Raw genomic sequence first — 17,013 nt, 5'->3', positions numbered from 1 at the left:
GGATTGCTGAACCTAGCTGTCCTGTTCCACTGCACAAGCAGTGCCGCGTCAACCTCCGGAGCGATCCTGATCGGGGCCGCCATGATGACGATAGGCGCGGTGAAACACCCAGGCAGCGACCAGCACCGTCGCCGCCGAAAGCACAAAGACTCCGGAATAGTGGCGGCTGTGCGCAACGACCTGAGCTGCCGGATCAAAGTACATCAGCAACTCGATGAAGCGCCCGGACATTGCCGCGCCGAAGGCCCCGGCGGTGAAAAAGACCAGATTGTAAAATCCCATACCGACCCCGCTGTGCCGCGGCGCCAGAGTCGTGGAAACGGCCTTGGCCAGGGCCGATTGCAGAAAAGCGAATCCCGTGTAGCAGACAATCAGCACCAGCGAAACCAGGCGCGTGTCGGCTCCAGTCGCCAGGGCCAGGCCGACAAAACTCAGCAGCAACAAGGCCAGGCCCAAATGAATGACGAAAACGCTGCCCCGCCGATCGGCCAGTCGTCCGCCCAAAAAGCCGAAAAATGCCGCGCTGACCGCCCCGGGAAAAATAACCAGACCGATATGCCAGGTGGAGAGTCCATAGAGATCACGCAACATCAATGGCACCGCGAAGAGCATGCCGAACACGGGGCCTACGGCGAGAAAAACCGTCAACAGTCCGTTGCGATAGAGTTGCCCGGCAAACAGACGCGGCGGGGCGAAGGGGCTCGCCACACGCCGGATATGGACGAAAAAAAGCACCCCGAGCAACACGCCCAGGGGTAGAAGCAACAACCGACCTTGCGTGACGAACACCAGCAGGACCGCAACCGCTGCCGCCAGCAGCAATCCCCCGCCCAGATCAAAGCCATCGGCGCGCCGCGGCTCATCGGGCAACAGACGGCGAAACAGCACCAGCGCCACCAGGGTCGCCAGAGACAGCAAAAAAAGATAGCGCCAGTGAAAACGTCCGCCGATCAAACCACCGATCAAAGGGCCCATTCCTGCGGCAAAGGCCACGGTCGAAGCCATGGCCCCCAGCATCCGCCCGCGCAACTCCGGACCAAAAAAACGCGTAGCGACCAGCAGTGACAGGGCAGGAATCGCCCCCCCGCCCGCCGCCTGCAGCAGCCGCGCACAGACCACCACAGGGTAACTCGCGGCAACGAAAAACCCCAGAATGGCCCCGGCATTGAACAACAGCAGGCCGATGGTGATGAGCCGTCGCAGCGGATAGATATCCGCCAGTTTGCCGTAGGTCACCGCCGCCAGGGCAAAAACCACGATGAAGCCGGTTACCACCCAGCTCACTTCGGTCGGCGAGAGATCGAACTGCTGCTGGATATCGGGGACCGCCACATTGAACATGGTGCCGTTGAGTACGGAAAAAAAGACCGTGAACGCCATGAGGGCGACAATACGGCGTTGAAAATGGGGATGAATCACGACGGGGCTCGACATAGGCGGATGAGTTTCAGGGTGCGGGTTCGGAGTATGGGTTCGCCGACATCATCTCCCCGGCAGCGCGCACTGTCAATTGTCCAGCACCGCAGGAAAGGTAAAATTAACGATTCGGCGCGGGGGCTCGCGGCATCCATGGCGAAGGTGTCCGGCGCCCGGATGGCACCGGACAAGCCCCAGGGAGGGTTTCATGCGACCTTCGACAGGGAGGTCGCGCGCGCCCTCCCGGCCAGGGTGGGCAGCTTATCGGCAAAATTGGGCTTGACAGAAGAATCATACATTCGTTTAAATCGAATGATAGAAACGTAAAATTCCGAGGCGAAACATGAGTCAACCCGACACCAAGCAACGCATCCTCGATGCCGCCGAGCAACTCTTTGCCCGTGACGGCTTTCACAACACCTCCCTGCGCACCATCACGCGTGAAGCCAGAGTCAATCTGGCAGCGGTCAACTACCACTTCGGCGGCAAAGAGGCCCTGGTTGAGGCTGTCTTTGAGCGGCGACTGACACCGCTCAACGCCGCTCGTCGCAGGCACCTCGACGCGGTGCGTGATACCGCCCGGGGGGCAGGGCGCGCACCAACCGTCGAAGAGGTGCTGCGCGCCTTCATCGAGCCAACCCTCGCCTTTCGCGACTCAGGACCAGGCGCCTGCTCATTCATCTCGCTGGTGGGCCGCGCTCTGAGCGAACCCGAGGGCGTGGTCCGCACCACCTTCATGCGCCACATGCAACCCTTGTTCGCCTACCTTCTGGAAATGATCCGTTGCGCCCTGCCGGCACTGAGCGCGCACACGGCCTTCTGGCGGCTGCTCTTTGCCCTTTCCGCCACGGCTCAAACCATCTGTCTGAGCGACAAGCCACTTGCCTGGCCTGCGGGCGTCGCCCCGCTCAAAGAAAGCGATGCGCTGCTGGCCGAGATTTTGCCCTTTCTCATTGCGGGCATGGAGGCGGAAAGATGAGTTTGCGTTATCTGCTTGCCGCCCTGCTGCTGATCTTGTTAACCGGATGCAGCCTGCATCGCCCGCAGTCCGTCGAATTGCCCGGAAACCTTCCCGAAACTTTTCACCAACCCCAGGCGCAAGGGATGCGCCCATCACCTGCTCAGCCCTGGTGGACGATTTTCGCCGATCCCGCTCTGGATGAGCTGATAAACGAAGCTTTTGCCCACAACCTCGATCTGGCCCAGGCCCTCGCCCGCCTGGAACAGGCCGAAGCCCTCAGGCGCACGACCGGAGCCGCGCGCCTGCCGCGACTGGATCTGCAGGGCCAGACACGCAGAGAAAAGAGTCCCGGCATTTTCGGCGAGCACACCGGTACCAGCTACAACCTGTCTCTGGCGGCCGCCTACGAGGTCGACCTCTGGCAGAAACTTTCAAAACATGAACGCGCCGCCGACCTCGATCTGCGCGCGGCAGGCGCCGATGCCCAGACTCTGCTCCTGAGCCTCTCGGCGCGGATCGCCGATTTCTACTATCTGGCCGCCGAGCAACGCAGCCAACGCGACCTGACCGATGACAACATCGCCGCATTCACCGACATTCTGCAAAGGGTCGAGAGCCGCTACCGCCAGGGACTGGTGCCGGCCCTCGATGTCTATCAGGCGCGCCAAAACCTTGAGGCCGCCCGCGCCCGTCGTCCCCAATATGAGCGCGGTCTGGCCCAGGCCGAGCATGCACTGGCGGTGCTGCTTGGGCGCTACCCGGGCGATCTGCCGACAGGCACCCTGATGACCCTGCCCGCGGCGCCGGAGGCTTTTCCGGCGGGCTTGCCGTCGGAGCTTCTCGCCCAGCGCCCGGACGTCAGCGCGGCACTGCTGCGCCTGGAAGCGGCCGATGCCCGCATCGCCGCCGCCGTCGCCGAGCGTTTCCCGACCTTCAACCTGCTGGCCGCCTATGGATATTCACGTAACGCCTTCATCACCGGCGACATTTCCGGAGCTTTCTGGAATCTCATTCTCAATGCCGCACAGCCCCTGTTTGACGGCGGCCGCCGCAAGGCTGAAGTAGAGCGCAACGAAGCGCTGTTTCGCGAACGGCTGGCCGCCTATCACGGCAGTGTGATCGGCGCCTTCCAGGAGGTCGAGGACGCACTCGCGGCCAATTTCGCCGGCGAAGAGCAGATCATGCACCTGGAAGACCAGAACCGGTCCACCGAGGCCGCCCTGCGCCTGGCCCTCGATCGCTATCTGGCGGGCCTCGCGGACTATTTGCCGGTACTTGCGGCGCAGAGCGCCCATGTCGAAAGCCAGAGCCTGCTGCTCAATGCCCGCCGCCGGCTCATCAGCGACCGCATCAGCCTGGCGCGGGCCCTGGGCGGCATATGGATGGCGCAAGAGCTGGAACGCCACCTCACCGGCATCACGAATCAAGGAATTCATCAACCATGAGCCGCAAAACTCTTTTGTTGAAAGTCGTCCTGCCGTTCATCATCCTCGCCTGCGGCGCCGCGGGCATGGCCTTGCTGGTCATGAGCCGTCAGCCGCCGGCGCGGGAAATCTCCGAAATTCCGGGCGTCCTGGTCGAATTCATGCCGGTCGCGCGCGCCGATCACCAGGTACGCATCCTCGCCACCGGCACGGTTCAACCGCGCCACGAAGTGGTTATCACCCCCCAGGTCAGCGGCCAGGTGGTGGAAATCGATACTCAGCTGGTACCCGGCGGCCTGGTTGCCGAGGGACAGAGATTGTTGGCCGTCGAGGACGTCGACTATCGGCTGGGCGTCGAACGCGCACAGGCCGCCCTGGTGCGCGCCGAACTCGATCTGCAAATGGTCGAGGGACAGGCGCGGGTGGCCCGCGCCGAGTGGCTACGACTGGATCTGCCCGGCGAAGAGGAGCCCAGTCCTCTGGTGCTCTTCGAACCCCAATTGGCCAGTGCCCGGGCCGGCGTGGCCTCGGCACGCGCGCAACTGGAACAAGCGCGCCTCGATCTTGAGCGCACACGCCTGAGTGCCCCCTTCAACGCCTTGATCCGCAGTGCCCCGGTGGAGCGCGGCCAGTACGTCCGCGCCGGCAATCCGGTGGCGACCCTGATCGGCACGGACCGCGCCGAAATCATCGTCCCTCTGCCCCTGGACGAACTGGCGCGCATCCAGGTGCCGCGTGCCGGCGGCAGGCAGGCGGGCGCCCCCGTGGAAATCCGCCTGAGCCTCGGCGAGCGCCACTTCACCTGGCAGGGTCGGGTTATCCGATCCCTGGGCGAGGTCGATGCCCGCGGGCGCATGGCACGGGTGGTGGTCGCCGTCGACGACCCCTACAATCTCAAGGGCAGTTGGCCGGACTCCCACCCCGCCCTGGAAATGGGTCTGTTCGTGCAGGTTGATCTGCAGGGCGAAACCCTGGAGCAGGTGGTGAGCATTCCGCGCAGCGCCCTGCGCGAGGGCGACCAGGTCTGGCTGCTGACCGCGGACGAACGCCTGCATATCCGTCCCGTGGAGGTTCTGCGCCGCGAACAACAGACACTGATCATCGGCGCGGGCCTTGAGGGCGGGGAGCGGCTGGTGCTGACTCACCTCATGGGTGCCGCCGAGGGCATGAAGCTGCGTCCGCGCGACGCGCGGGAAGAGCAGCCATGAACGGCCCGATCCGCTGGATGGCCCGTAACCATGTGGCCGCCAACCTGTTGATGCTGATTTTTGTGGTTGGCGGCCTAATCATGGCCACTTCCATCAAGCAGGAAATTTTTCCCGAGGTATCCCTGGACACCATCCAGGTCTCCGTCGCCTACCCCGGCGCCGGCCCCGAGGAAATCGAGGACGGTATCCTGCTGCAAATCGAAGACGTTCTCACCGAAGTCGACGGCATTCGCGAAATCCGCGCCACGGCCATCGAAGGCATGGGGATGGTCAACGCCGTGCTGCGCACCGGGGAAAATCCAGACATCATCCTGCAGGATGTCAAAAGTGCCGTCGACCGCATCATCACCTTTCCCGAAGACGCCGAGCGTCCGGTCATCACCAAGCTGCTCAACCGCCGTGAAGTCGTGTCGGTGGTGGTCTACGGTGAGCTTTCCGATCACAGCCTGCGCGAACGCGCCGAACTCATCCGCGACGAACTGCTCGATTTCGAACAGATCACCCAGGTCGAACTCGGCGGGATGCGGCCCTATGAGATTTCCATTGAGATCAGCGAAGAGAACCTGCGCCGCTACGATCTCACCCTCGACCAGGTGGCGCAACGCGTGCGGCGGGCCTCCCTTGATTTGCCGGGCGGCGCCATCAAAACCGCCGGCGGCGAGATCCTGCTGCGCACCATGGAGCGCCGCTATTTCGGTCCGGGCTATGCCGACATCAGCCTGATCACCCGTCCCGACGGCACCCAGGTGCGCCTCGGCGACCTTGCCGAGGTGCGCGACGATTTTCGCGAAACAGATACCTTCGCACGCTTTGACGATCAGCCGGCCGCCATGATCAAAGTCTATCGGGTCGGCGAGCAGAAACCGACGGAGATCTCCGAGATCGTCACCCGCTACGTCGCGGACAAACGCCTGGAGCTGCCTCCGTCCGTAAGCCTGGGCATCTGGAACGACACTTCGGAGCTGCTCGAAAGCCGCATGAACCTGCTGATCAAAAACGCCCTGATCGGCCTGGTCCTGGTGTTCATTATCCTCGGGCTGTTTCTCGAGATCCGCCTGGCCCTGTGGGTCATGCTCGGAATTCCCGTCAGCTTTCTCGGCGCAATGCTTTTCATGCCCGCCATGGACGTGTCGATCAACATGATCTCTCTGTTCGCCTTTATCATGGCGTTGGGAATCGTGGTGGATGATGCCATTGTGGTGGGGGAAAACGTCTTCGATCACCGCCAGATGGGCAAACCCTATCTGAAGGCGGCCATGGACGGCGCGGTGGAGGTTGGTCGGCCGGTGATCTTTTCAGTGCTGACCACCATTACCGCCTTTATGCCCCTGGTGTTTGTCAGCGGCATGATGGGCAAGTTCATCGGCGTGATTCCGCTGGTGGTGATATCCATTCTGGTGGTGTCTCTCATCGAGGTGCTCTTCGTGCTGCCCGCCCATCTCTCCCTGGGTGGACCGCGCAGTGCGCCGGGAGGCATCCTCGGCAGCGTCGACCGCACGCGGCGCCGCTTCGGACGTGCCTTGGACAGGTTCATCGCCGGACCCTACCGCCGGGTGCTGACTGCGTGTCTGAGGTTTCGCTACGCCACGGTGGCCGCGGCCATCGCCTGCCTGCTGTTGAGCGTCGGGCTGGTCGGCGGCGGCTTCATCCGCTTTCTCTTCATGCCTGTGGTGGACGGCGACGTGATTCTGGTCAGTGTGGAAATGCCGCCGGGCACCCCGGTGGAAATCACTCGCGAAGTGCAAGAGCACATCGTCGATCAGGCCTATGCGGTGATCGCCGAGCATGACCAGGCCAACCCCGGCAAACCGAGCATTCTGCGCAACATCTACGCCCTGGTTGGGACCACCATGGACCAGGGCGGCCCCAACCCCGGCGACACCAGCAGCGGCGCGCACCTGGCCGACATCGCCCTGTTCCTTCAGCCCAGCGAAGAGCGCGACATCGCCGCCACGGAAATCTCCCAGCGCTGGCGCCGGTTGGTGGGCGAGGTTCCCGGCGCGCGCAACTTGACCTTCAAATCCAACCTGATGATGCTCGGCGCCAATATCGACGTGCAGCTCGCCCACCAGGACTTCAACGTGCTCCAGCAGGCCGCGGCGCATCTCAAGGAGGCTCTGGCCGGCTATCCCGGGGTGAGCGACATTGTCGACAATTACGCCCCCGGCAAGCGCGAACTCAAGTTGCGCCTCACCCCCGAGGCCCTCACCCTGGGAATCACCGAGGAAGACCTGGGGCGCCAGGTGCGTGCCGCTTTTCATGGCGCCGAGGCGCTGCGCCTGCAACGCGGCCGCAACGAAGTTCGGGTCATGGTGCGCTACCCCGAAGAAGATCGCCGCAGCCTCTGGGATTTTGAGCAGATGCGCATTCGCACCCCCGACGGGGGAGAGCTGCCCCTGGATCGTGCGGCATTCGTCAGCGAGGGGCGCGGCTACAGCCAGATCAACCGCAGCGACCGCAAGCGGGTCATCAACATCAGCGCCGACGTCGACGAAAAAACCGCCAACGCCAACCAGATCCTGCAGGATTTGCAAGCGGGTTTCCTGCCGCAACTGCGCGCCGAGTTTCCCGGACTGAATTTCGACCTTGAAGGCGAGGAAAAGGAGCGGCGCGACTCGGTGGGCAGCATGCGTCAGGGCTTTGCCCTGGCCCTGTTCGGCATCTATGCCCTGCTTGCCATTCCCTTTCGCAGCTACAGCCAGCCGTTGCTGATCATGAGCGCGATTCCCTTCGGTGCGGTGGGCGCGATCCTCGGGCATCTGCTCATGGGCTATGATCTCACCATCTTGAGCCTGTTCGGCATCGTCGCCCTCTCGGGCGTGGTGGTCAATGCCTCGCTGCTGCTCATCGACCGCATCAACCGCAGTCGCCGCGACGGCAAGGATCTCCTGGAGGCGGTCATCGAAGGCAGCCAGCGGCGCTTTCGGCCCATCCTGCTCACCTCACTCACCACCTTCTTCGGCCTCGCGCCGATGATTCTTGAAACCAGCGTGCAGGCCAAGTTTCTCATCCCCATGGCCATTTCTCTGGGTTTTGGCGTGCTGTTTTCCACAGGCATCACCCTGTTGCTGCTGCCCTGCCTGTATGTAGTGCTGGAAGATATTCGCGGGCTGTTCGGCCTGCGTCCCACCCACGGCGACCACCAGAGCGATCTGGAATCGCCCCAGACCTGAAAAAAAGCCCCCTGGTTCTGGCGGTCCGTCCTGCGCTCCATCTGGACTCGGCGCGCTGCGATAACGGCCTGGCAACCCTGTGGGGGATGGAATTCGGCGGACTCAATGAGCCGCCTTTTTATTCTCGCTTTTTTTGACTTCAAGCAGCTCGATGTCGAAGATAAGCTCGCGGCCAGCCAAAGGATGGTTCGCATCCAGGGTCACGGTCTCATCGCTCACCTCTTTGACCAAAACCACGAACTTTTCCCCTTCATTCGGATCAACTTCCAACTGACGACCGGGTTCCAGAGCCAAGTCCGCAGGCAGCAGACTGCGTTTCATTTCTTCCACCAGTTCAGTGCGATGGGGTCCGTAAGCCTGCTCCGGATTGACGGTTACGGTCTTTTTGCCGCCCTGATACATGCCGATGACCGCCTCTTCGAAACCGGGGATCACCTCCTTGCGGCCGACGATGAAGTGCAGTGGCCGATCCGCCGGCGAGGCGTCGAAAACCGTGCCGTCATTGAGACGTCCGGTATAGTGAACTTTGACGATATCTCCCTGATCTGCTCGAATCATAAAGGCTCTCCCTTTTCTTAAAATAATGCGTTCTGCCGTTGATACCCCGCCCGTCCCACCTCTGTCAACCTCCTGAGGCGAACCGCGGTGCGCTGACCTGAGGCGCGTTACAAAAGCACTTGCTTTGAACCTTGGAGTTGACTTAAAAAAGTCCTTCGCAATTAAGCGCTTTCACGGAGGGACTTGTGCCTTACAGCGAAGACAACCTGTTTCGCCGCATCCGCAAACTGGCCGGCCGCGCCATCGGCGATTTCAATCTCATCGAAGAGGGGGATCGCATCGCCGTGGGCGTTTCCGGCGGTAAGGATTCCTACACCCTGCTGCATGTGCTTGAATCCTTGCGCCGCAAGGCGCCCATCCGCTTCGATCTGGTCGCTGTCAACGTTGACGCCGGGTATCCCGGCTACCGCAAGGAGGTGGTCGAGGAACACCTGCGCGCCCGCGGCTTTGTCTATCGCATGCAAAGCACCGACAGCTACGCCATCATCGAGGAAAAACGCCGCCCCGGTTCCTCCTACTGTTCCTTCTGTGCGCGCCTGCGCCGCGGAGTCCTCTACACCCTGGCCGATGAACTCGGCTGCAACAAGATCGCCCTGGGGCACCACCTCGACGACTTCATTGAAACCCTGCTCCTCAACCAGTTCTACGTCGGCACCCTGGCCGCCATGAGCCCCAAACTTGCAGCGGACAACGGCAGGCATACCGTGATTCGGCCCCTGCTCTACGTGGAAGAGCAGGACATCATCAGCTTTACGCGGGCCAATCAACTGCCCATCATCTGCTGTGCCTGTCCAGTTTGCGGAGTGGTGGATCAGAAGCGCAAACGCATGAAGCGGCTGATTCGCGACCTGGCGGCGGAAATTCCGCACATACGCAGCAGCATGATCGGCGCGCTGAGCAATGTGCATCCCGGACACCTACTGGACAAAAAACTGCAGAATTTTTAACAATTCAACCCCAACGTGCAACAGTGCGACAGTGCGGCGGGGTGCCGCGGTTGAGTGCAGTGGCAAATGTTTGAGCCGCAGGCGAGTTTTTGCCGCACACGATGCCGCCGCACCCTGCGGTGCACACTGAAACAGTCACCCAAACTTTTGACCCACGCCAGGGAACGGATCTTGCTCAGAATTTCCTGATCAGCTTCTTCTTTTCACCTGCGAAGGGACTAGCGCGGGACAGGATTTCCGCTACAATATGCACATTGCCGATCCGGGAGAACATTCATGAAATGCCAATGCGGGGGTGAATTCGAGTTTGCCCTGGCGCGCAATGTCCAACAACTGCTCTTTCCGAAAAGCTCGCCCAGCTGTCACTGGTGCTGTTTTGGCGTGAAAAACCATATGGCCAACGGTGTGGGAGGCGATTTCTTCGAATTTCTCACCCTGCCTGACGGCAGCCAGTCGGTTTTTCTCGGCGATGTCACCGGCCACGGCCTGCACGCGTCGGTGGTCATGAGTCTGCTCTACGGCTTTATTCACCGCGCCTGTCTGAAAAGCTGCGTGCCCCTCGAAGCGGTGCTTGAGACCAACGAATTTCTCCAGTCATTCGCCGAGCGCTCACAGAAATATGATCACTTTTTTTCGTCCACGCTTTTTTTTGGCAGCATTCACCCCGAAACCCTGGAAATGCACTACATCAACTGCGGACACCTGCCACCCATGGTGCGCCGCGGCGACCAGTTGTTCACCTTGAATTCGACAGGACCACCCATCGGCTTTTTCGACCATCCGGACATCGAAATGCGCTCTTTTCGTTTCGAAAAAGACGATCGCCTCTTACTTTACACCGACGGCATTTCCGAGGCCGTCAACGCCGAAGGGGTGATGTTCGGCTTGCGGCGCCTAAGCCAGTTGCTGATGACCAGCGATCTCAATTACCTTGAATTTCTCGACGAAATATTCGCCGAATTAAAGCGCTTCGGCGCCTGCAACCCGCCTCAGGACGACTGCACCGCCATCGTCATCGACTTTCATCCCTTCATGGCACCGATGTCAAAACCCGAGAACTTGCCCGAATAGCACAGGCCGCGGACACCTGTCCGCGGCCTGGGGAATCCATCCGCTTTCGATCCATGCAGCAGAACGGGCTCAGTCCTTTTTTCTCCGCCACAAACGCCGCAGCAGGCCGCGGTTCGGGCGCTCATTTGCGCGGCGCATTTCAATAAGGCGCAATTCACGCAAGGCAGGGACACAATCGGGGTTGCACATAACCGCGATCTCGAAGCGCCGCTCAGCTTCGCTCTCCCGCCCCTCAAGGCGCAACAAATATCCCAAACGCAGCTGCGTGACATCCGCGGCGGGATTGAGTTCGGCGGCGCGCAGCAGCATATCCCGGGCAGCGGTGGCCTGCACCCGATCCTCGGGCCGCAGTCGGTGCAACGCCCAGGCGCAGGCGCTCAGGTATTCCGGATCGTCCGGACGAATGGCGACCGCCGATTGCAAAAGCTTCAGCGCCCGGGCGGTGTGTCCCTCGCGCAGCAGCGCCTGACCCTTGCGAAACGCGACCTCGGCCTGCATCAAATTTTGCGACTCCCGCGTCTCCACCCCTTCGCTCGGCGCCTCGCCCTGCGGCCGGTCAAGGTAGGCGCGGCGCCGTGATGGGTCGCTGAGTGTTTCATAGGCCAAACGCAGACGCTGAAAAACTTCATCTACCCGCGCCTGCAAATCCGGGGTGAGATGCTCATGACGAAAACGATCCGGGTGATAACGCTTGGCTAATGCAAAATATGCACGGCGCAAACCTTCGCTGTCGGTTTCCGCCGTCACTCCCAGCAGAGAGAAGTAATCCTGTGCCAGCATCCGCCGGCAATCCCGCAAAATCTCGCTGCGCGTGCCGGTGCCGGAGGGGCGGGGCGCAGCCCTCGCGGGTTCCTCAGCCTTAACTGCTTGCCGGGGTTGCTCCAGGGGCTCAATCACCCGCCCCAAAATGAGGGCCGCCAGCAGCTTTTCCAAATCAGAGCGCACCAGCGGATGCTGATCGAGCAGAGCCGCGACACTCAGGTCGCCCCGGCATTGTGCCAGCAGACGCGCTTCGGCATCGCTCAGGTCCAGACTCTGAAAACGGTAATGGGGATTGGCCGTAACCACGGGGTAATTTTCAAGGTAGGCCGACAGAAATTCAGAGGCTTTCAGTGTCGACCAGTGCCTTTGCACGCCCTGCAGAATAAGCGCTGCGGGTGAGAGTTCAATAGCGGTGATGCCCTGCTTGAAACGACGCGCCGGTAAAAACCTATACGTGCCGTCCGGCCAGGAAAAAACCTCCAGCAGCTTCTCCGTGACCTGACGCTGCAGGGCCTCGTGCAAGAGATAGGGTGAAAGCAGGCCCATCTCCATCAATACCGTTCCCTGCAAACGACCCGATTCCTTCATGCCCGCCAGAGATTGTCGGCATTCCTCCTCGGTGAGAAGTTTTTCCCGTATCAGCATCTTGCCCAAACACTCGCGCACCAGATTGGAGCGCGCGAAGATTGGATAGCCATTGCGGCAATAAACAACCTTATGCACCTCGCGGTTTTCGAGGTAAAGCAGGCCGGTGGCTTTGAGCGAATAGAGATTGTGCAGCAGTTGCGGCAGCGAGGTCTCGGCGAGATCGCCGTCGATGGCAGTCGCCGCGGAAGCGGGCGGATCCAGTGGCGGACCGATGAGAGCTTCAATGCGCGATAATAGATCTTCCAAAGTAAAGGGCTTGAGCAAAACGGCGCTGGCGCCTGCCTGTTCCAGGGCCCGCCGCAGATCCTGGTCATCCTGATAAAAAGCGGTCATAAGAATGACCGGCAGGGAGCGCGTCGCAGCGTGAGCGCGCAGCGAGCGGCAGGCCGCAACTCCAGACCAGCCGGGCATCTGAATGTCGATCAGGGTCAGCTGGTAGTCGCCGCGCAAAAGCCGATCGACACCTTCATCGGCATTGGCGCAAGACTCGGCTCTGTAGCCCCGCAATTGCAGGGCACGCGTCAAAAAGCGGCAGATACCGGGATCATCGTCAATGACCAGCAGAGGTTTGGACATGGTTTCCGTATCAGATTTGGCCGTCGTTCGCCTCCGGTCCGAGGTAGCGCAGAAAAACGGCGCGGATATTTTCCGTCACCCTTCGGTAATCCTCGAGAAACACCTGGTCGGCGCGGCGCGGTCGCTCGGGATAGCCCAAGCGCCGCGCCAGCTTGAGCAGATAGCCACGCTCGCCGGACAGATCGTTGATGGATTGATCATGCACCAGACGCAGCTTGTTTTCAAGACGGCGCAGAAACACATAGCCGCTGCCCAGAACTTGAAAATCCTCTTCTCCAAGAATTTTCAGGCGGTTCAACACACCCAGCAGGTGCGTGGTATTGGCGATACGCAGCTCAGGATGGTCGCCACCGTGAAGCAGTTGCAGATACTGGGCGAGAAACTCCACATCGACCATGCCGCCGCGCCCGGTCTTGATGTTGAAATGATCGGCGCGCTCCCGGGCGATTTCGGTCTCCATGCGGGTGCGCAAGCGATAAATTTCGTCCTTGAGTTGCGGCGGCACCGGCCGGCAGTAAACCTGGCGGGTGCGGATTTCCTCCAGACGTCGGGCGAAATCCGGCGGACCCGTCACCACCCGCGCTTTGGTCAGAGCCTGACGTTCCCAGAGCGCGGCGCTGGCCTCGTGGTAGTGCTCGAAGGCGGGCAGGCTGGTGACCAGGGGGCCTTGGTTGCCCGACGGACGCAGGCGAGTATCGATCTTATAAACATGGCCCTCGCGGGTCTGCAGAGTCAGAACCGAGATGATGCGCTGCGCCAGACGCGAGAAATATTCCTGATTGGTCAGCTCACGGAAACGCGCGGGGTCGGTGCCGGGGGCGGGCACGTTGCCGCCGTCCGCCTCGTAAAGAAAAATTATATCGAGATCCGAATGGTAGGTAAGCTCATGCCCACCAAGCTTGCCCATGCCGAGGATGGCGAAAGCGGCTTCGCGTGGCGCCTCGCCCTCTTTTCTTAGCTGAGGGATACCAAAGCGCGGCAGAAGTTCACCGCGCGCGATCTCTACCGCCTGCTCCAGGCAAACATCGGCCAGCAGAGACAACTGCTCGGTACCCTCGGCCAAACTGAGTTTGCCGCTCAGGTCGTGCAGGGCGATGCGCAGGAATTCTTCATTGCGAAAACGGCGCAGCGCCTCAAGCTTGCCCTCATAGTCATCGACCCGCGCCAGGTGCTCTTGCAGGTCGCTGCGCAAGCGCTCCACATTTTTGCGGATGACCGCGGCCTGGCGCGAGACCAGCACATCGAGGATTTCCGGATGTTGAATGAAAATGCGCGAAAGAAACCGACTGGTGCCGAACAGGTTGACCAGCATGCGAATGATTTCGCGGTTTTCCGCCAGAAGGGAATAAAACGTCGAACGCGCGCGCAGGGCGCCGAGAAAGCGTACCAGACTGTTGAGGGCCATCTCGGGCTCGGGCGAATCGACGACCTCTTGCAACAGCAGCGGTGCGATACGCTCGAGAATGCGCCGGCCGCGTTCGGTGAGTTGCGTACGCGGGCCCCCGTCACGCAGCAGCAGCAGGTTCTCATAGGCACCCTCGACATTCCTGCAACCTTTCTCCTCCAGCAGATCCTTGACCAGATCGGGCTCGGCGGCGGAGTCGAAGAGAAACAGAATTTCGGGGCGCACTTCCTCGCGGATTTTTTCCTCGCTGGTAAAAAACAGGTCACGGTAAATGGCCTGGACCCCCTGGCGGTGGCCTTCGAGGACCCGCTTAAAAGCGGCCTCGTCGGCAAACCCGCTGCGCCGCGCGAGCAGCCGCAAATCCTCTTCTTTTTTGGGCAGATTATGGGTCTGGCGTTCCTGCACCACCTGGATGCGGTGCTCCACCGTGCGCAGAAACACATAAGCCTCGTGCAACTGGCGATGGTCTTCGTCCTTGATCAACCCCTCGCGGCGAAGCAGCTCCAGAGCCTTGAGGCTGTTGCGTTCGCGCAGATGGGAATTTTTCCCGGCATAAATGAGTTGCAACGCCTGGATAAAAAACTCGATTTCGCGAATACCGCCGCGGCCGAGTTTAAGGTTGAGTTCGCCTTCGCGCTGGCGCGCCAGGTTGCGGTCGACCTTCATCTTCATGGTCTTGATGTCCTCGACCATGCCGTAATCGAGGTAGCGCCGGTAGATAAAAGGGGCCAGATCCTTGAGCACACGCTCGCCGAGTTCGCGAGAACCAGCAACCGGTCGCGCCTTGAGCAAGGCGGCGCGCTCCCAGCTCTGTCCCCAGCTCTCGTAATAGACTTCGGCGCCGCGCTGGGAAATGGCCATCTCGCCGCGACTGCCCTCGGGACGCAGGTTGAGGTCGACGCGAAAAACAAACCCGTCGGCGGTTGCCTGACCGATGGCGCGGGTGAGCATCTCGGCGAGCTTTACGTAATACTGGTGCAGGCCGATGCGGTTGCGCACACCGCCGCGACCGTCGGGAATGCCGGCCGTTTCGCCGCGCTCGGAAGAATAGATATAGATAAGATCGATATCCGAGGAAAAATTAAGCTCACGGCCGCCCAGCTTGCCCATGCCGAGCACCGTGAATTCGGGCTCGGAGGCGGCACCGCCCTCATCGGACACAAGCCGCGGCGCGCCGTACTCAACCCGCAGCAGCCGCTCGCAGATCTCATAGGCGCGATGCAGACAGGCGCCCGCCAGATCGGAGAGGGCTGCGGTGGTTTCGACCAGATCGGCCAGTCCACACAGATCGCGGCCCCCGATGCGCAGGATCTCGCGACGCTTGTAGCGGCGCAACCCCTTTTGCAGCTCATCGAAGTCGGCTTCGTCGGCGATAGAGGCACGCAGGTCGTTCGCCATTTCGCTCGCGCCCCTGCTGCGTAGCAGATCCTTGTCAACCAGCAGCCGTTGAAAGTAGTGGGCATCGCGGCACAGGATGCCGGCGAGAAAAGGCGAGGCGCCAAGAATCCTCAGCAGACGCCGACGCAGCTCGTCGTCCTGCAGGACGGCAGTGAGATCCTCAACGGACAGAGCATTGGCAAGCCGTTCGAGGTGATTGAGGGCATCGTCGGCACAGGCTGCCTCCAGGGCATCTTCCAGCAAGGGAGCCAGCAGCGCCTCGCGCCCCAAGGTTTCGTGCAGAAGCACCAGGTTGGTGGCACTGCGCCGCCCGTCCTCATAGCCGCGTTCGGCAAGCAGCGTGGCAAGCCGTCCTTCATCCCGGGCCAGGCAGGCCTTGATCGCCTCGGAAAAGGAAGCGCCGCTCACTCAGGCACCCTTGGCCGCCAGGGCTTTGAGTCCCTGAGAATAGTCGCCGGTGACCACGCCACGCTCGGTGATGATGGCGCTCACCAGGCGCGCCGGTGTGACGTCGAAGGCCGGGTTGCGTACCGCAACGGCGTCCGGCGCCAGGCGCTGCTCGCCGACATGAGTGATTTCGCGCGAACTGCGCTCTTCGATGGGGATGCCGCTGCCGTCGGCAATGCTCAGATCGATGGTCGACAGAGGTGCCGCCACGTAAAAGGGAATTTGGTGCTCACGCGCCAGCACCGCCACCGTGTAAGTACCGATTTTGTTGGCGACATCGCCGTTGGCGGCAATCCGGTCGGCGCCGACGATGACGCAGTCAATCTCGCCCTTGCTCATCAGGTAGCCGGCCATGTTGTCGCAGATCAGGGTTACGGGAATCCGGTCCCGCATCAGCTCCCAGGCGGTCAGACGCGAACCCTGCAAAAAGGGGCGGGTTTCATCGGCATAGACCAGCAGTTCTTTGCCCTCTTCCACCGCCGCGCGAATCACCCCCAGAGCCGTGCCGTAGCCGGCCGTGGCCAGAGCGCCTGCGTTGCAATGGGTCAACACCCGTGCCCCATCAGCGATGAGCGGCGCACCGTTGGCACCCAGGGTGCGATTAAGTCGCTCGTCCTCCACGGCAATTTCCTGCGCTTCGGCAAACAATCGCGCCTTGAGTTCAGGCAGGGGCAGGTCGCGATGGATTTGCGCACAACCCTTCATGCGCTCCAGGGCCCAAAAGAGATTGACCGCCGTCGGACGGGTGGCGGCGAGCAGGGCGCAGGCTTTTTCAAATTCAGAGAAAAAATCTGCGTAGTTGTCTTCCTGGATGTGGCTTGCGCCGAAGGCCGCGCCAAACGCCGCGGCCACGCCGATGGCCGGTGCGCCGCGCACCACCATGGTGGTGATGGCCTCGGCGACCGAGGGGCAGTCAGAGTATTCGCGCCAGACTTCCTCGGTGGGCAGGAGGCGCTGGTCAATCATTTTCAGAATGCCGTTTTCAAACAAAATGGGCTTGATGGACATAAGCGATTCCT

At 61.5% G+C, this 17,013-nt stretch carries 11 protein-coding genes; 6 read left to right on the top strand and 5 right to left on the bottom strand.

Translation table 11 applies throughout. The features are described 5' to 3' along the window. Window positions 1-48: 48 nt before the first annotated feature. Entirely contained in the window at window positions 49-1,434 is a 1,386-nt protein-coding gene (locus tag GFER_RS12700) for an MFS transporter (RefSeq protein ID WP_074669567.1), read from the bottom strand. A 325-nt stretch (window positions 1,435-1,759) separates the two neighbouring features. Between GFER_RS12700 and GFER_RS12695 the strand changes: the two genes are divergently transcribed. Genes GFER_RS12695 through GFER_RS12680 form a run of 4 tightly spaced genes read left to right on the top strand, consistent with a single transcriptional unit; the run spans window position 1,760 to window position 8,182 of the window. Further along, the gene (locus GFER_RS12695; RefSeq protein WP_040100060.1) at window positions 1,760-2,395 is read left to right on the top strand and encodes a TetR/AcrR family transcriptional regulator; all 636 of its coding nucleotides are present in this window, start codon (window positions 1,760-1,762) and stop codon (window positions 2,393-2,395) included. Continuing rightward, window positions 2,392-3,822: an efflux transporter outer membrane subunit gene (locus GFER_RS12690; protein WP_040100059.1), complete on the top strand. Its 1,431-nt coding sequence runs from the start codon at window positions 2,392-2,394 to the stop codon at window positions 3,820-3,822. Before GFER_RS12695 ends, GFER_RS12690 begins: the two co-directional genes overlap by 4 nt. Then, on the top strand, window positions 3,819-5,009 hold the full coding sequence (locus GFER_RS12685) for an efflux RND transporter periplasmic adaptor subunit (protein ID WP_040100058.1): 1,191 nt from the start codon (window positions 3,819-3,821) through the stop codon (window positions 5,007-5,009). The genes GFER_RS12690 and GFER_RS12685 overlap by 4 nt, the downstream gene beginning before the upstream one ends. After that, on the top strand, window positions 5,006-8,182 hold the full coding sequence (locus GFER_RS12680) for an efflux RND transporter permease subunit (RefSeq protein ID WP_040100057.1): 3,177 nt from the start codon (window positions 5,006-5,008) through the stop codon (window positions 8,180-8,182). Before GFER_RS12685 ends, GFER_RS12680 begins: the two co-directional genes overlap by 4 nt. A gap of 102 nt (window positions 8,183-8,284) precedes the next feature. On the opposite strand, the gene GFER_RS12675 is transcribed toward GFER_RS12680, so the two are convergent. Then, window positions 8,285-8,740 carry an FKBP-type peptidyl-prolyl cis-trans isomerase gene (locus GFER_RS12675; protein ID WP_040100056.1) on the bottom strand — a complete coding sequence of 152 codons (456 nt, stop codon included), beginning with the start codon at window positions 8,738-8,740 and terminating at the stop codon, window positions 8,285-8,287. Window positions 8,741-8,925: 185 nt separating this feature from the next. Here GFER_RS12675 and ttcA point away from each other — a divergent pair, with 185 nt between their 5' ends. Further along, window positions 8,926-9,687 (top strand): tRNA 2-thiocytidine(32) synthetase TtcA, encoded by a 762-nt coding sequence (gene ttcA / locus GFER_RS12670; RefSeq protein WP_040100055.1) that lies wholly within the window; start codon window positions 8,926-8,928, stop codon window positions 9,685-9,687. A gap of 276 nt (window positions 9,688-9,963) precedes the next feature. Continuing rightward, window positions 9,964-10,758 (top strand): PP2C family protein-serine/threonine phosphatase, encoded by a 795-nt coding sequence (locus GFER_RS12665; RefSeq protein WP_040100054.1) that lies wholly within the window; start codon window positions 9,964-9,966, stop codon window positions 10,756-10,758. A 69-nt stretch (window positions 10,759-10,827) separates the two neighbouring features. Here the strand turns inward: GFER_RS12665 and GFER_RS12660 are convergent, their stop codons facing one another. The 3 genes from GFER_RS12660 to mtnA are packed head-to-tail and all read right to left on the bottom strand — an operon-like array spanning window position 10,828 to window position 17,002. Next, window positions 10,828-12,744, bottom strand: a complete 1,917-nt coding sequence (locus GFER_RS12660; protein ID WP_040100053.1) for a response regulator — start codon at window positions 12,742-12,744, stop codon at window positions 10,828-10,830. 10 nt (window positions 12,745-12,754) lie between these two features. Continuing rightward, window positions 12,755-15,955: a bifunctional [glutamate--ammonia ligase]-adenylyl-L-tyrosine phosphorylase/[glutamate--ammonia-ligase] adenylyltransferase gene (gene glnE / locus GFER_RS12655; RefSeq protein WP_040100052.1), complete on the bottom strand. Its 3,201-nt coding sequence runs from the start codon at window positions 15,953-15,955 to the stop codon at window positions 12,755-12,757. Further along, complete coding sequence (mtnA, locus tag GFER_RS12650) at window positions 15,956-17,002, bottom strand: S-methyl-5-thioribose-1-phosphate isomerase (RefSeq protein WP_040100051.1); 1,047 nt, start codon at window positions 17,000-17,002, stop codon at window positions 15,956-15,958. Window positions 17,003-17,013 lie beyond the last annotated feature (11 nt).

It is taken from the genome of Geoalkalibacter ferrihydriticus DSM 17813, from assembly GCF_000820505.1.
Classification (GTDB): Bacteria; Desulfobacterota; Desulfuromonadia; order Desulfuromonadales; family Geoalkalibacteraceae; genus Geoalkalibacter; species Geoalkalibacter ferrihydriticus.
Note: the sequence above shows the minus strand (reverse complement) of the source record. Positions and strands in the feature narration are given on the sequence as shown.

What these genes read in the sequence shown, in the direction of transcription:
- GFER_RS12700 (WP_074669567.1), bottom strand. Translation starts at nt 1,434, where the DNA reads ATGTCGAGCCCCGTCGTGATTCATCCCCATTTTCAACGCCGTATTGTC.
- GFER_RS12695 (WP_040100060.1), top strand. Translation starts at nt 1,760, where the DNA reads ATGAGTCAACCCGACACCAAGCAACGCATCCTCGATGCCGCCGAGCAA.
- GFER_RS12690 (WP_040100059.1), top strand. Translation starts at nt 2,392, where the DNA reads ATGAGTTTGCGTTATCTGCTTGCCGCCCTGCTGCTGATCTTGTTAACC.
- GFER_RS12685 (WP_040100058.1), top strand. Translation starts at nt 3,819, where the DNA reads ATGAGCCGCAAAACTCTTTTGTTGAAAGTCGTCCTGCCGTTCATCATC.
- GFER_RS12680 (WP_040100057.1), top strand. Translation starts at nt 5,006, where the DNA reads ATGAACGGCCCGATCCGCTGGATGGCCCGTAACCATGTGGCCGCCAAC.
- GFER_RS12675 (WP_040100056.1), bottom strand. Translation starts at nt 8,740, where the DNA reads ATGATTCGAGCAGATCAGGGAGATATCGTCAAAGTTCACTATACCGGA.
- GFER_RS12665 (WP_040100054.1), top strand. Translation starts at nt 9,964, where the DNA reads ATGAAATGCCAATGCGGGGGTGAATTCGAGTTTGCCCTGGCGCGCAAT.
- GFER_RS12660 (WP_040100053.1), bottom strand. Translation starts at nt 12,744, where the DNA reads ATGTCCAAACCTCTGCTGGTCATTGACGATGATCCCGGTATCTGCCGC.
- mtnA (WP_040100051.1), bottom strand. Translation starts at nt 17,002, where the DNA reads ATGTCCATCAAGCCCATTTTGTTTGAAAACGGCATTCTGAAAATGATT.